The sequence below is a fragment of the Bradyrhizobium lupini genome (assembly GCF_040939785.1).
GTDB classification, from domain to species: domain Bacteria; phylum Pseudomonadota; class Alphaproteobacteria; order Rhizobiales; family Xanthobacteraceae; genus Bradyrhizobium; species Bradyrhizobium canariense_D.
In genome coordinates, this window is record NZ_CP162553.1 from 6,992,427 (window position 1) to 7,007,368 (window position 14,942).

At 62.2% G+C, this 14,942-nt stretch carries 10 protein-coding genes; 8 read left to right on the forward strand and 2 right to left on the reverse strand.

All coding sequences use genetic code 11. The annotated features are described in order from the left end of the window. Positions 1-28 precede the first annotated feature (28 nt). The 6 genes from tssK to AB3L03_RS33530 are packed head-to-tail and all read left to right on the forward strand — an operon-like array spanning position 29 to position 9,756. Positions 29-1,366 carry a type VI secretion system baseplate subunit TssK gene (gene tssK / locus AB3L03_RS33505; RefSeq protein WP_018457628.1) on the forward strand — a complete coding sequence of 446 codons (1,338 nt, stop codon included), beginning with the start codon at positions 29-31 and terminating at the stop codon, positions 1,364-1,366. Further along, positions 1,363-2,889 (forward strand): type VI secretion system protein TssL, long form, encoded by a 1,527-nt coding sequence (gene tssL / locus AB3L03_RS33510; RefSeq protein WP_026233411.1) that lies wholly within the window; start codon positions 1,363-1,365, stop codon positions 2,887-2,889. Before tssK ends, tssL begins: the two co-directional genes overlap by 4 nt. A gap of 44 nt (positions 2,890-2,933) precedes the next feature. Further along, positions 2,934-6,470 (forward strand): type VI secretion system membrane subunit TssM, encoded by a 3,537-nt coding sequence (tssM, locus tag AB3L03_RS33515; RefSeq protein ID WP_368507862.1) that lies wholly within the window; start codon positions 2,934-2,936, stop codon positions 6,468-6,470. After that, entirely contained in the window at positions 6,467-7,168 is a 702-nt protein-coding gene (tagF, locus tag AB3L03_RS33520; RefSeq protein WP_018457625.1) for a type VI secretion system-associated protein TagF, read from the forward strand. The genes tssM and tagF overlap by 4 nt, the downstream gene beginning before the upstream one ends. A gap of 6 nt (positions 7,169-7,174) precedes the next feature. Beyond that, positions 7,175-7,951, forward strand: coding sequence for a PP2C family serine/threonine-protein phosphatase (locus AB3L03_RS33525; protein WP_085348552.1), 777 nt, complete (start codon positions 7,175-7,177; stop codon positions 7,949-7,951). Further along, positions 7,948-9,756: a serine/threonine-protein kinase gene (locus tag AB3L03_RS33530; protein WP_085348553.1), complete on the forward strand. Its 1,809-nt coding sequence runs from the start codon at positions 7,948-7,950 to the stop codon at positions 9,754-9,756. The genes AB3L03_RS33525 and AB3L03_RS33530 overlap by 4 nt, the downstream gene beginning before the upstream one ends. 9 nt (positions 9,757-9,765) lie before the next feature. Here the strand turns inward: AB3L03_RS33530 and AB3L03_RS33535 are convergent, their stop codons facing one another. Beyond that, entirely contained in the window at positions 9,766-10,749 is a 984-nt protein-coding gene (locus tag AB3L03_RS33535) for a DUF4424 domain-containing protein (protein ID WP_018457622.1), read from the reverse strand. 98 nt (positions 10,750-10,847) lie between these two features. Continuing rightward, positions 10,848-11,408, reverse strand: coding sequence for a hypothetical protein (locus tag AB3L03_RS33540; protein WP_244561181.1), 561 nt, complete (start codon positions 11,406-11,408; stop codon positions 10,848-10,850). On the opposite strand from AB3L03_RS33540, the gene AB3L03_RS33545 reads away from it, so the two are divergent. Together AB3L03_RS33545 and AB3L03_RS33550 are read left to right on the forward strand one after the other, a co-directional pair. Next, entirely contained in the window at positions 11,290-13,017 is a 1,728-nt protein-coding gene (locus AB3L03_RS33545) for a hypothetical protein (RefSeq protein ID WP_085383673.1), read from the forward strand. The genes AB3L03_RS33540 and AB3L03_RS33545 overlap by 119 nt on opposite strands. Positions 13,018-13,074: 57 nt before the next feature. Next, a complete protein-coding gene (locus tag AB3L03_RS33550) occupies positions 13,075-14,853 on the forward strand; it encodes a caspase family protein (RefSeq protein WP_039800154.1) in 1,779 nt (592 codons plus the stop codon). Positions 14,854-14,942 lie beyond the last annotated feature (89 nt).

Consider the following 14,942-nt stretch of genomic DNA (forward strand, 5'->3'; position numbering starts at 1 on the left):
TGCCTACAATTTCTAAGTGGATATAGGAATGTCTTGGTACAGCAAGGTCTTCTGGTCGGAAGGTTTGTTTCTGCGGCCGCATCATCTGCAGCAGAACGACCGCTACATCGAACACTTGCTGGAAAAGCGCGTTCGCTACACGACACCATACCCTTGGGGCTTTGCCGAGCTAGAGATCGATAGGGATCTTACCGAACAGAGCAAATTCGCGGTGCGCAGTGCGTCCGGCCTCATGCCGGACGGTACGCCGTTCGATATCCCTGCGGACAGCCCAATACCCGAATCGATCGAGGTGCCGGAGACGGCTGCAGGCCAGATCGTCTGGCTGATGATGCCGGTCGCGGCGCCAAACACCCGCGAGGTCGACGAGGACCGCACCGACAGCGCCAGTCGTTATGTTCGCACTTCGGAAACCTTCATCGACTCGACCTCGGCGCTCCGCATCGAGGAAGAGATCGACATCGCTTATCCGCGCCTGTCTTTCGAACTGCGCAAGACGAGCAAGCCCGGATACATGGGCCTGGGCATCGCGCGCATTCTGGAGGTGCGCGACAAGAACATCCTGTTCGACGACAAGTTCGTGCCGCCGATGCTGGTCTGCGCCGCGCATCCGATCATCGATGGCTGGCTCAACCGCATCATCGGCTGGGTTGAGACTAAACTCGACGAGTTGGCGCGTTACGCCGTCGATCCGTCATCCGGTGGTGGGTTGCAGAGCGTCGACTATCTGGTCCTGCAAGTGCTGAACCGTACCATTCCCGTGCTGACTCATTTCCAGCGCTCCGGCAGCGTTCACCCGGAGCGCCTGTACGAGGAATTGCTGAGGTTCGCGGGTGAACTTGCGACGTTTTCCACGGCGGAACGGCGGGCGCGCAACTATCCGGCGTACAATCACGACGATCTCGAGAACGTCTTCACACCCTTGGTGAGCGACATCCAGGACTTCTTGAGCGCGCGGCTGGGTCGGCGGGCGATCCGCCTGGAGATCATCGAGCGCGCACAGAATGCGTTCGTATCGCCGATCCGCGATCGAGCGCTATTCCGAAATGCGACCCTGGTGCTGGAAGTTGCCGCACGGCGGCCGCTTGTGGAGATCCAGAACGATTTCCCGCACCTGTTCAAGGTCGGGCCGAACACAAAGATGAACGAGATCGTGCACGCAAACCTGCCGGGCCTCACGTTGGCGCATTTGCCGACGCCGCCGCCGCATATCCGGGCCATCACGGATCACGTCTATTTCTATCTCGACCGCAAGTCACCGCTGTGGCCCGAGTTCAGTACGGCTGCGTCGATCGGAATGCATTTTTCCGGCGACTGGCCCGAGCTTGAGCTGTATCTTTGGGCTATCCTGGAAGACAGGCCATGAGCGACAAGGACAAGCCGGTCAATCCTTTCGGGCGGGGCGAACGGACGATCATCCGTCCCAACCCCGGCGGGAAGTTGCCGCCGGCGCCGATCTCTCAACCTCCGCCGGGTGGGGGGCCCGCAGCACGCCCAGCCTATTCGCCATCACCCGTACCCTCTCCCGGCACGCCGGCCCCACCACCATCCTTTTCGCCCGTTCCACAGGGCTCGAACTACGCCTCCGCGCCGGCCAGCCATCCAGCCGAGGAATGGATTTCGACACCCGCGCAAGGCCAGGTGCCGCAACCCTTGATGCCGCCAGGGCCGCCGTTGCGCGTTGACGATCTGGTCGCGCCAAATGCCAATCCGGTGATGCGCGCTGCGGGCCCGTTGCTGCAACTGCTCGGTCGGTTGCGTGTGGCGCTCATGCGAGCGTCGTTCGCCAGCCTGATGGAGCAGGTCGCAGACGCGATCAAATTCTTTGAGAAGGACATCCGTTCAGCGGGCATTTCCGAGCACCAGGCCAACACAGCAAAATACATCCTGTGTGCCACTGCTGACGATATCGTGCAGCACATCCCAACCGAAGAGCGTCACGTCTGGACGCAATATTCGATGCTGAGCCGGTTCTTCGGCGAGCGTGTCGGCGGCGTCCGTTTCTTTGAGATCCTCGACCATTTGAAGGTTGATCCACTGGTCAACTATCCGGTCCTCGAACTTCAGCACGCCTGCCTTGCGCTTGGTTTTCAGGGCATCCACCGGACGTCAGGGGGCGGACTTGCGAACCTGCAACTGATCCAGCGCAACCTCTATGAATTGCTGCGCCGGGTTAGACCGAAAACGATGAGCGACCTGTCGCCCAACTGGCGCGGGCAGGCGCTGGCGGGGCGCCGGCAGCGTCTGCGTGTTCCGGTCTGGCTCGTGGCAGCCGTGGTCGCCGCGCTGCTGACCGGGTCCTATTTCGTTCTGCGGACGCTCCTCGCTGGACGGGCAGAGAATGCTGCTGAGGTGGCGCTCGCGCTCCATCCGGCCGGTCCGATCGAACTCAAGCGTCAGGTCGTTGCACCACCCCCACCGCCGCCGCCTCCGCCGCCGCCGGATCGCATTACCCAGTTGCAACGCATCCGCAATGCGCTCGCGAAGGAGAACACCGCCTGCGCCATGACGGCGGACCAGACCCCCAGCTTCATCGTGATCAGGGTCTGCGACCTGGCCTTGTTTGCGTCGGGCCAAGCGACCATCCTCGACGGCTTTAAGCCGATCGCTCTCCGCGTCGCAGCAACCCTCGACAAGGAGCCGGGACGGATCCGGGTCGTCGGCCATACGGACAGTTCGCCGATCCGCACAGTCCGCTTCCCGACCAATTTCGAGTTGTCGGTCGAGCGCGCCAAGGCGGTTGCCGCGGCACTGAAACCTGGCTTGAACGATGGTTCGCGCGTCGACGTCGAGGGCAAAGGAGCAGATGCGCCGATTGCCAGCAACACAACGCCCGAGGGACGTGCCAAGAACCGGCGCGTCGAGATCTTTATCGAACGCAGCGAATAGGCACACACCGCCGGATCAGGTGGTTTTGCGACGGGTACGGTTAGATGCTTGCCAAGGACATTCTTCGCATCGTTCTCTACGGGGTCGGGCTCAGCTCGCTCGGAGCGGTGATCTATTTCGCCGGTCCCTTCATCGCATTCGGCGATTGGCGGCCGCTGGAGAACCATATCGTCCGGCAGATCGCTATTCTGCTGCTCACCACGGCCGGGGCAGGCATCGTTGGCCTCAATCTGTTCAAGCGGCGCAAGGGTGCCAAGGAGATTGCCGATGGTATCGCTGGTGCAGACCAGCCCGTCAGCGATGAACCAGTGCTCAAGGAGCGCATGAAGGATGCGCTCGCGACGCTGAAGACCGCCAGCGGCAACAAGTCGGGCTATCTCTACGATCTCCCCTGGTACGTCATCATCGGTCCGCCCGGCGCCGGCAAGACCACGGCCCTTGTCAATTCCGGGCTCAAATTTCCGCTCGCGCGCGGGGCAACGCCCGCGGCGATCGCAGGGGTCGGCGGTACCCGCTACTGCGACTGGTGGTTTACAGAGGAGGCGGTGCTGATCGATACCGCCGGCCGCTACACCACCCAGGACTCCAACAGCAAGGCCGACAAGGACAGCTGGCTGGCGTTCCTGGATATCCTGAAGAAAAGCCGGTCGCGCCAACCGATCAACGGCGTTCTTGTCGCCATCAGTATCGAAGACATCCTGACGCTGCCGAAGCAGGAGCTCGCACTTCATGCCGATGCCATCAGGATGCGCCTGCTCGAGCTGCATCAGAGACTCAAGGTCAGCTTCCCAGTCTACGCGCTATTTACCAAAGCGGATCTCGTTGCCGGCTTCACCGAGTATTTCGCCTATCTCGGGGAGGCCGGCCCCCGTCAAGTCTGGGGTGCCACGTTCCAGACCGCCGACAAGACCCAGAATCTGGTTGGGCAGATCCCGTTCGAGTTCGACCGTCTGCTGGAGCGCCTGAGCGAAGAGACGCTCGACCGTCTGCAGGACGAGCCGACGCCCCAGCACCGCGTGCAATTGTTCGGTTTTCCGGCACAGATGGCGCGGCTCAAGCCTCAGATCCACGATTTCCTCAACCTGATCTTCGAGCCGACGCGCTATCACGTGAACGCGAACCTGCGCGGATTCTACTTTACTTCGGGTACGCAGCAGGGCACGCCGATCGATCAATTGATCGGGTCGCTGGCGCGCACGTTCGGCGCTGAGGAAGTCGGTTCCGGATCCTATTCGGGCACGGGCAAGAGCTTCTTCCTTGCCGATCTGATTTCCAAGGTCATCATCGGCGAGGCCGACTGGGTCTCGACTGACCGTGCCGCGGTGCGCCGCGCGCTGGTCCTGAAGACCGCAGCCCTGTCATTGATCGGTCTGGTCTCGATCGGGCTGATCGCAGCTTGGCTGGTGAGCTACAAGCGGAACGCCGATTTGATCGAGCAAAGCCTGCAGGCGGATAGCGAGTATGCAACCGCCGGCGCGGCACTTATCAAGCAGACGTTGATTGCCGATCATGATCTCGACAAGGTGCTGCCGCTACTCTACCGGCTTCGCAACGCCCCGGCGGGCTACGGATCGCGCGGCGAATCGGTGCCTCTGTCGGCTCGCTACGGGCTCAGTCAGCGCGCCCGGCTGCTGTCGCCCTCGAAAGCGGCCTATCACACCGCGCTTGAACGCATGTTCCGACCGCGCCTGCTGTATCGCCTGGAAGAGCAGCTCAATGCGCGCATAAACGAGCCTGCCTTCGTCTATGAGGCGCTCAAGGTCTATCTGATGATCGGTGGCCTGCAGTCGCCGGATCGCGAGTTGATCCGCTCCTGGATGCAACGTGACTGGGCGGATAATCTCTATCCTGGCGCCACCAACGCAGAAGGGCGGCGTCTGCTCGACGAGAACCTCGTGGCAATGTTCGACCTCGAGACCGAACAGCCGCCCTTGGTCGAACTCGACGGCCGGTTGATCAAGCAGGCCCAGAACTCCTTGGCGCGCCTGAGCGTGTCGCAACGAGCGTACGAGTTTCTGAAATCGGAGGCTCGCGCGTCGATCGCCGGCGACTGGATCGCCAGCCGCCATGGCGGACCCGACATGGGTGTCGTGTTCGAAACCACGACCGGGCAGCCTTTGGACGCCGTGCGGGTACCTGAGTTCTTCACGTATAACGGCTTCCATCAGAAGTTCGTCGCCCGGCTGTCCGGATTGTCTGAGCGGATGAAGCGGGAGCGATGGGTTTTGGGGGATGCCGGCCAGCAGTCGGCCATCAACCAGCAGTACGACAATCTGGCCGGCGATCTGCTCAGCATCTATTCAAACGATTTCGTGACGACCTGGCGAACGGCGCTCGGGAGCCTGCGCCTGAAGAAGCTGCTCGCCGACAAACCGAAATATGAGGTGCTTCGGGCGCTTTCGGCGCCGACCTCGCCGATGCGGCAAATTCTGGAGTCGGTGCGCGACGAGACGGTGCTGACCAAGGAACGGGCGAAGAGCGCTTCGGCGCCAGCTGCCGCATCGGCGCCAGCACTCTTCACGAATGCTCAGGATGGACCGCCTGGCACGATGATCGAAGCACAGTTCAAGCCTTACCACGCAGCGCTCGAAGGCGAGAGCACCCGCCGGCCAATCGACTCGACCGTCGCGAACCTGAACGACATCGCGCAGAACCTGACGCTGATCATCGAGAATCCCCAACTGACCGCACAAGCCACAGCTGCGCTCCAGAACCAGGTCGCAGCGCTCCGCAACAACGCCTCGCGCATGCCGCCGCCATTCTCCGATATGTTGCGAGCAGCAGCCGCGGAGTTCGAAGGTAGCATCGCGGCTTCAACCGCCGGACAAATCCTGCAAACGTTGCGCGATCAGGTCACGCCAGTCTGCCAACAGACCGTGACTAACCGCTACCCGTTTATCCGCGGCAGCGGCCAGGAAGTTCCGCTCGCGGATTTTGCCAAATTGTTCAGTCCGAATGGCGTTATGGACAGGTTCTTCACCCAGTACCTGGCACCTTATGCCGACACGTCGCGGTCGGACTGGGCTTGGCGAAAGGAGAGCCCCGTTGGTCGGTCGTTCTCGCCCGAGACGCTCAAACAATTCCAGAACGCGGCTTATATCCGGGATGCGTTCTTCCAGACGGGCGGCGGTATGCCCGCCGTTTCATTCGCGATCCGACCCCCTGGGGCACCGGGACCAGGCGTGACAGTTAAGACCGAGATCGGTGGCACCACAATTGCGAGCCCAACCATTCCCGGATCGGCCCCTCCGTCCTTGTTCGGCGGGCCGCAACCTACGCCACCGCCACCGCCACAGCCGCAGACCAACTCGCCGACTACTATCCTATGGCCGGGCCCAGCGCCGCGAACGGCAATTTCAGTCAGTAACGATACCGGCCCGCCATCCGTGCTTGAGCGCATTGGTCCCTGGTCGTTGTTTCGGATGTTGGAGGCGGGCTCGTTAGTGGTGAAAGCGGAAACCGCCAGCGCGAGTTTCATCGTCGCCGGGCGCGAGCTCAACTATCAAATTTCGACCGGATCGTTGCGCAACCCGCTGAACCTGTCAGTGCTGCGCGAGTTTCGTTGCCCGACCGGGATATGACCATGCGTTGCGGGATATTCGGCAAAATCGGTGCGAAGCGCGATTTCATCGCGATCGCGACCCCGCGCAGCTTCCTGGAAGCCTGGGAGCCGTGGGTACAGGCTGCGCTGTCAGCAAGTCGCCACCAGCTTGGCCCAGGATGGCAACAGGCCTTTCTGACCGCGCCGGTCTGGCGGTTTTGGCTCGGCGCCGCGATCTGCGGCACGACAGTGGCGGGTGCGATCATGCCCTCGCTCGATGGGGTGGGGCGATACTATCCCTTGACCCTGCATGCGGTGACCGGCGAGGCCGTCTCGCTGCCGCCGCCGAGCATTGATCCGCAGGACGAATGGTTCGGGCAAGTGGAGGCGTTTCTGCTTTCGACCCTGGATCGGGCCGCAACCTTCGAGCAGATCTCCGATGCATTGGATCGGCTTTCGGTGCCACGACTGCAGGAGACCATCACCGGCGATCCGCCGGTCACGTCGCTTGGTACTGCGGCAATGGGGAGGGCTTCGGCGGTCGAAGCGTTCGCGGCGTCGTTTGCAGCACTTTGCGCTGCCAACCCACAGGTCTACGCCGCGGCTAGCTTCTGGTGGACCGCCGGAGGGGAAGGCTTCCCGCCAATGGCGCTGAGTTGTCGCGGATTGCCAGATCCGTTTCACTACGTCACGCTGCTGACCGGTGATCTCGGACCCGCGGCATCCGGGAATGGATGACGCGCGATGGTGCATATTCCGTCCTTGTTCGATGTTGGCAGCGTCACCCATGCCGGACGCGTGCGGGAGCGGAACGAGGATTCATGTTTGGTACGAACCGACGTTGGTCTGTGGGCGGTCGCCGACGGCATGGGGGGGCACGAGGCCGGTGATCTCGCCAGTCGCATCGTAGTGCAGTCGCTCGACGCTATCGCCACACCAGAATCAGCCGCAGACCTGCTGGCGGAATGCGAGGAGCGGCTTTTCAGCGCAAACCAGCAGATACTGGCGCTTAGTCATGAACGACAGGGTGCCACCGTCGGGACCACAGCGGCGGTTCTGCTCGTTCGCGATAACTACTATGCCTGCATATGGGCGGGTGACAGCCGGGTCTACCTTATTAGTCGCGGCGCAATTCGCCAGGTCTCGCATGATCACAGCGAACTGGAGGAGCTGATCGCAAAAGGTGCGCTGTCGCGCGAAGACGTGAATGATTGGCCGAGCAATGCCATTACGCGTGCCGTCGGTGTCGCCGATGATCCGGAATTCGAGGTGGTGACAGGCCCGGCGGAGCCAGAAGATATCTTCGTGATCTGCAGCGATGGCCTGACCAGGCACGTGCAGGACGACGAGATCCTGCAGCACGCGGCTACGCGACGCGCCCAGGCGGCTTGCGATGACATGCTCGCGCTGGCTCTTGATCGTGGCGGGCTTGACAATTTGACGATTGTGATCGTGCGACTACTGACGCCACGATCTCAGGGGACGACAAGATCTCCGCTCAATCGGGAGCCGCAACCATGAGTCCGAGCGATCCGTTCCGATCGTCCTATCACGGCGTGCCGCCCGGCACCCGTCTCAATGGCATTTACGAGGTCGAAGCGGTGATCGGCGCGGGCGGCATGGGTGAGGTCTACAAATGCCGTGAGATCCAGACTGGATCGCCTATTGCGGTGAAAATGCTACTGCCCGACGTGGTTGATAACGAGGCCGCGCTCGCGCTGTTCCGTCGAGAGGCCGCGGCACTCCACAATCTTCCGCACGACGCGATCGTTCGCTACTTCCTGTTTACCGTCGAGCCGGTGCTGCAGCGACCTTATCTCGCGATGGAGTTCGTGAATGGCCGCTCGCTCTCGAACATGCTCGATGATGGGCCGTTGACCTTCGAGGCGCTGATCAGGCTGAGGCAGCGTGTCGCATTGGGACTGGAGGCCGCACATGAGCACGGCATCATCCATCGCGACGTGTCTCCGGACAACATCATCATTCCGCTCGACGACGTCAGTCGGGCCAAGATCATCGACTTCGGCATCGCTCGGTCGACCCAAATGGGCGACAAAACCATCATCGGCTCGGGCTTCGCCGGCAAGGACAACTACGCATCGCCGGAGCAAGTAGGGTTGTACGGCAATGACGTGACTGCGAAATCCGATGTCTACAGCCTCGGTCTTGTGCTGTTCCATGCGCTGACCGGACAGAAACTCGACATGGGCGGCAGCCAATTTCAACTGGTGGAGAAGCGCCGGCGTGTGCCCGATCTCGGTGGTGTGGATATGCGCATCCGACCTTTGCTGGAGCGGATGCTGCAGCCTGATCCGGCATTGCGCCCCACTATGGGGGAGGTCGCCAGCTGGACGCCAACCGGTTCCGCCCAGACGCCGGCCGCGCCGTTATATGGCTTCGATCCGCTGCGGCGGCCGGAAAGCGCGTCGCCGGCGCCGCAGGACAGGATGCCGGAGATCGCGCGGAGTCCGCGCCGCCTCTGGCTGGGGGCGGGCGCCGCGGCATTGTTGCTGCTGGTCGGCGGTGGTGGATATGCCTTCTACAAGCTGGTTTGGTCAGCGCCAGGCACCGCGGTCTTGTCGCCACCCCCGAAACTCGCCGGAGCAATGGCGCCGCCGAAGGTCGAGCCCGCCGGACCACAGCCCGGACGCCAAGAGCCGGAGAAGTTGCCCGCACAGCCGACGGCGACGCAGTCTCCGGCACTCGATGGGCCAGGGCGCGCCGAGCGCATCCGCAAATACGTGGCCCAATATTCCGGCGGTGACTGCTTCTTCGTGTTGCCGATTGCCGTGAGCCCAAATGCCGCTGTCATCGAAGGGTTCGGTGCCTCGACCGTCCCATTCGACACGTTCGACAAAGCGTTTCGGCGTGAGCAGGGTTTCGAGGCTTCGATCGGCGTCAGGCAAGTGACCCAGGCGCAATGCCCAGCCGTCAAGTTCTTGAGTCAGGTCGGGAGCGATCAGGCGCGAATGCCACGCATCACCTTGTCAGCGACAGAGCTGAAGGGCGGTGAAACCCTCAATGGGACCATCGAGAACTTTGCCAACCGCGTGGTGGAGCTCCTGATGGTATCTGATCGCGGCGAAGTTCAGAGCCTGTCTTATCTTCTGAAGCCGGGCATCGACTCACTTTCGTTTACGCTCCCGACAGCGCGCGCGAGCGGTCCGCAACTGCTATTGGTCGTGGCGGTCCCGCAGGTTCTCGACTCGTTGCGCCAGCCGCGACCGATCGCCGCCGACACGTTCTTCCTGCAGGCGCTAAGCGAGGCTCAGCGCAATAAGATGACTGTCATCGCGGCCGTGCGCTACGTGCTGCTCACCAATTGACCGGCACGCTCAGAATGTTCCGATCACCAGGATTTTCAGGTCGGCATCCGGCTTGAAGTCGCTTGCCGTATATTCAAGCGTGTTTCCAGTAGCGGACGATGCCTTTAGCCGCCCAGGACAGAAGCTCACCAAGCGGTCGCTGCCGCCTGGGTCGATAGTCAGCTTGAATGACCGGATCGGCCCAGCCCAATTCGCGCCGGTCTTGAGCACGTACGATATGCGCCGCTCCTGGAGATTTGCGCCGTTGGTCTGGTTATTGCCCGTGCGCTTGTCGAGCTCGGCAAGGAACGTATCCTGGATGCAGTATTCTTTCCGGTAACGCGCAACTTCCTGACCGAGTGCGCTGCTGCGGCGCAGGCTCGAGCGCAGAATGGTGTCAGGACTGGAGCCGACGCTCGGCCGGTACTGGTGTTCGACCGTGACGCTGCGCACGGGCGGAAACAACTGCTGGCGCACAGCCGAGGTCTTGACGGTCCACCCCGGCGCATATTGCTGGCGACCGTTGTCGCTCATTCCGGCAGGCATCAGAAGTCCGTCGTCCACAAGCCGGGTCCGGGTCGCCGCGGGCAGGTCGGTCACCCGGATCTCGCGGCCACCAATCGGCAGCAGCGGCAACTTGAGTTCGCGGAGCAGGGCACTGACATCCCTGTTGCCAACCATGGCGCGCTGATCGACGGTCAGCGGCGCCGGGTTGCCATCGACCTTGGTCTCGAATTCGACGAAGTTGATCGGATCACTTGACGGCAATGCAACATTCTCAGCCTCCGACAGGTCGATGTCGGGCAGCGGAAAGGCAACATTAAGCGTGACCGGCTTGGCGGTGAGGTTCGCGAATTGGTAGCGAACGCTGATTCTGTCGAGCGTGATACGAAGGTTCTCGCTCTCCATGGCCACGTCATTGGTGCGTACGAACTGGAGCCCACCGATCGACAATTCCGCAGCCGAGTCGTTGGCGCGTGCCGGCCAGCCTGTCGCAACGAGCAGCGCGACCATCAGGGCCGGTATAAGGAACGACAGTCGGGCGGAGGGTTCGTTCGGCAAGCTAGTCTGTATGCGGCGTCGCAGCATTTGCCGGCTCCATCCGATGCGGGTCAATCGATCGGTTGATAAAGATCGCCCCATTCGGGCTTCCAGACCCCGTCTGGATCGCACACCACGAGCGCGAGCTTGACGTCGTTAGCCAGCCGGATCGCGCCGCGAAAAGCATCCTGAGCCGGCAATTGCGCGCTGACTTGGTCGGTGGTCAGCCGCCCTTGGCTCGCGGCGGCAGGCAGCACGATCGCTCCGGAGGCACCGTCACTGTCGCGTTTCAGGAGCAGCGTGACCGCGTCGGGCTGGACTTCGTTCACTTGCTCAAATCTATTCCGGGCCATGGTTTTCCTCCGCAAGCTGAAGAAATTTCGGACTATCACCGTCCAGTGATAAAATTGAACGCGATTGAGATTGCTCACCACTAATTGACGCGCGGCATCAACGGCATCTCGGATTAGTCGATCCGACGCGGCGATCGGTTCGGGGTACATTGAGGCGAATATGCTTCGTCCAAAACATTGGATCTGGGTCTTCATCGTTAGCGCGGGCATTTTCGGAACCAAGGCGCACGCCGACGATACTGTCGTACGCAGCTTTACCGGCGGTTCGGCTGCTTCCATGGTCGGCATAGTCCCGGCCAGCGAGGACGTGGAACTCGCGGGACCGCAAGCACTCAGCGCCGACGGGCAGGGCAACCTGTTTTTGCTCGATCAGATCAACGGTCGGATCATCCAGTTTGACCCGAAACAGCCGAACTCCGATCCCGACGTCCTCAAGATGCCGAAAGACGTCCAGCCGACCGATCTCGTCGTCCATGACGACGACATAATGGTTTGGGACGGCGGCGTACGGACGCTGAAGGCGGCGCCGGGGCAATCCACGCGCGGACTCGGCGGTGACGTGATCCAGCTTGAGGAGGTCTCGAGCCGTGGGGCAAACGACCAGGTCGCCGTCTCCGCTTTCGCCCAGATGGGATCGCAGGCACCCGGCAGCGCGGCGGACCTGCTCGATCAGAACACCCGCGCGGCCATCATCAGGACGACCCGGCAGCCTGACCGGCAATACGTGGCTTCTCGAAGCAAGGGCTCGGTGATCGCCGACATCATTCCGGACAAGAGCAATGCCAGCGTACGGGTCGAGATCCAGACCATGGTCACCAACGAAACCATCGGCCAACTCGGCCTGCGCGTGCGCAACCAGCTCGGCACGGTGGAGTTTCTCGAGATCGACAACAGCGACCGCTTCTACGTGCTGGCCGAGGACGTTCCGCCATCAGGAAAGAACGCCTCCACGTTCGTCGCACGCTATGCCGCGAACGGGCGTCTCGAGGGAATCTATGAGCTTCCTCTGGAAAATACGCCGCTGACCAGACGGTTCGTCACGGTGTCGGGCAGTGGCGATGTCTATTTCCTGCGAACCAAGCCGGACGGTATCGAAGTGATTGGCGTCGGGTTCCGACCTCTGACCAATGCCTCGATTATCGACGTGCGGCCGTCGCGAACGACGACGGCGCCGGCACCACAATCCGGCGTCAAATTTGACGCTTCGGCCGCCGTGAGGCCGTCCAATCGCCAGCAGGCGATCGAGACCGCGTTTGCGTTCGAGGGTATCCAGTGGAAGCTGACGCAGGCGAACTACGGCAACGATCCCGACAGCCAATGCAGCGGCTTCAGCCGTGTTCGTCGGCCGTGGTATCTGCAGGGAAAAGTGAACCAGGAGGTGCGCGGCGTACCGTATTGCTGGGGCTGCCACGGTTCGCTCGCGAACTTCCGGCAGCGGATCGAGAGCGGAACGCTGGCTGGCAATGTGTGCACCCGCAATGCGCCACGGCCCGATGTGGCGGGCGTCGACTGTTCGGCATTCGTCAGCGCCGCGTGGGGGCTCTCCGTCCACTATACGACTGCAGCTATCCCCGCGATCGCTGCGCCCGTGGCAAATCCTTGGGACCTGAGGCCCGGCGATGCGCTGAACAAGCCAGGCTCGCACGTGATGCTGTTCCTGCGGTTCACGCCTGATCGCAAGGCCGAGGTGATGGAATCCTCGACCGGTGGCTGCAACGGCCGCGTCTGTCGCAACGTCTATCCCTTGGCGAGCTTGCTCGCGCGCGGCTATGTTCCGGTCCGCTTTCGGGCGTTCGCGGATGATCAGACGACGGTTTCAGCGGGCGCCTATCAGGAGCAGACTGAACAACCGCCGGCGGGCCGCAAAACGGCAGGCAAAAGGCGCTGAACCCAGTGTGTCGCCAGAGCTACAAAATGGGTAGGCATGATGTCGAGGTGGATCACGATGCGGATGCCCAGAGGACTTGACTGCGGGATCGGGCGGCTGTGCGCCACCATCGGGCTCGCCGCGTTGATCGGACTGACAATCCCGCGGGCGCATGCGGCAGGAGATTTGTCGCTCAGCAATCCAGATGGGGCGGCGGTGCGTGCGCTCGTGATCGGGATCGACGACTACCAGCACGTGCGCAAATTGAAGGGTGCGGTCGCTGACGCTACGGACATCGTGACCAGCCTTAAATCCATGGGGGTTGGCGACGTCGTCGAACTGACTAACGCGCAGGCCGACAGGGCAGGCGTCCTGCGCGAGATCAGTGCACTGGTGGAGCGGACCAAGAACAACGACCTCATCTTTCTGTCGATCGCCGGCCATGGCACCCAGGAGCCGGAGCGCGTCAAGGGCGCGGAGCCGGACGGGATGGAGAACGTGTTCCTGCTGCCAGGCTTTGAAACCACGCCAACCGGGTCCGTTGAGCGGGTTCTGGGCAGCGAGTTCAACCATTTCATACGGCAGTTCGAGCTGCGCGGAGCGAGGGTGATCTTCGTGGCTGACACGTGCCACGGTGGCGGTATGGTGCGCGACATCGATCCGCGTGCCGCTGAGATGAGCTTCCGGCAGGTCCCGCGCTACACGTTGCTGGTCGACGAACTGAAGCCGGTGTCGGACAGCAACGATCCGAAGTCTGAACTTGACCTTGACCACACGGCGTTTCTGGCCGCGGTGGACCGCTACACCAAAGCGCCGGAAGTCCGCATCCCTGGCATCGATGGCCTACGCGGGGCTCTCAGCTATGCGGTCGCGCGTGCGGTGGAAGGTAGCGCGGACATCAATCACGATGGGAAGGTGACGCTTAAGGAGCTTTTCAGCAACGTTCGGCAGGTGGTCTATCAGCTCTCGGACCAGCGCCAGAATATCGTGACTGTATCATCGCCAGCTCAGACGCCGGATACCGACGTCGCCTTCGGATTGACGCGCGGTGTCGTGCTGATTCAGGGGCCGGCCGCGAGAGCGGCCTCGGGTCAGGCCGGAGCCGGGGTGCCCGTCGATGGACAGGCGCCCGCACCGTCGGCTGTCACGGCCAAGGCTCCAACCATTCCGACCCTTGCGGGGGCGGCCAAGGAACTTCCGATCGCCGGCGCGCCGGGGCCTCTACGCCTCGTTGCACCAATCCGGCTGGCGGCGCTGGACGGCAAGACTAGCTATTTTGTAAGCGTGAAGCCAAAAGATGTTTCCGTGCAGGCTGTTCAACCGACGGACAATCCCGACCTGATATGGGATCCTGTGTCGCACGACGTGATCGCTTGGGGTGATGTGGTCGCCTACGGGATGGACGTTGCCAGCCTGCCGACGGTGATTGATAGGACTGCGGCAATTCGTGAACTCAAGCGCATTGCGACACGGTCGCCGCAGGTGATGCGTATTTGGCCAGACGATCGCCAACAACGTGCTGGCCAGACCATCGAAGTTGACTTGTCTGATGTGGCATCAAGGGCGGTGCTGCTGTTCAATGTGTCCGGCGATGGCACCATCCAATTGTTGTATCCGGTGGGTGCTGATGCGGCGTTGGCCAGATCGGCGAGTTTGCGCCTACCGCTCAGGGTCGGCGAGCCGTTCGGTGCGGAACAGATCGTTGCGGTGACTTCGCAGCAACGCATGGTCGAGCTTGAGACAGCCCTAGTGCAGTTCAACCGGCGTCGCGCCTCGGGGCAGGTGATCAAGAGTCTCGAGCGTTACTTGCCCGCGGACGCGCGAATCGCCTCGATCGGCTTCTTCAGTGCTCCCTGACTCTTAGGGGAGCACGCCATGCCGTCATCGCAGTCGATCCGCCGCAAGCGAGCATGGTTCGCATTCCTGCTGCTACAGGCGGGCAGCGG

What these genes read in the sequence shown, in the direction of transcription:
- tssK (WP_018457628.1), top strand. Translation starts at nt 29, where the DNA reads ATGTCTTGGTACAGCAAGGTCTTCTGGTCGGAAGGTTTGTTTCTGCGG.
- tssL (WP_026233411.1), top strand. Translation starts at nt 1,363, where the DNA reads ATGAGCGACAAGGACAAGCCGGTCAATCCTTTCGGGCGGGGCGAACGG.
- tssM (WP_368507862.1), top strand. Translation starts at nt 2,934, where the DNA reads ATGCTTGCCAAGGACATTCTTCGCATCGTTCTCTACGGGGTCGGGCTC.
- tagF (WP_018457625.1), top strand. Translation starts at nt 6,467, where the DNA reads ATGACCATGCGTTGCGGGATATTCGGCAAAATCGGTGCGAAGCGCGAT.
- AB3L03_RS33525 (WP_085348552.1), top strand. Translation starts at nt 7,175, where the DNA reads ATGGTGCATATTCCGTCCTTGTTCGATGTTGGCAGCGTCACCCATGCC.
- AB3L03_RS33530 (WP_085348553.1), top strand. Translation starts at nt 7,948, where the DNA reads ATGAGTCCGAGCGATCCGTTCCGATCGTCCTATCACGGCGTGCCGCCC.
- AB3L03_RS33535 (WP_018457622.1), bottom strand. Translation starts at nt 10,749, where the DNA reads ATGGTCGCGCTGCTCGTTGCGACAGGCTGGCCGGCACGCGCCAACGAC.
- AB3L03_RS33545 (WP_085383673.1), top strand. Translation starts at nt 11,290, where the DNA reads ATGCTTCGTCCAAAACATTGGATCTGGGTCTTCATCGTTAGCGCGGGC.
- AB3L03_RS33540 (WP_244561181.1), bottom strand. Translation starts at nt 11,408, where the DNA reads ATGGAAGCAGCCGAACCGCCGGTAAAGCTGCGTACGACAGTATCGTCG.
- AB3L03_RS33550 (WP_039800154.1), top strand. Translation starts at nt 13,075, where the DNA reads ATGCGGATGCCCAGAGGACTTGACTGCGGGATCGGGCGGCTGTGCGCC.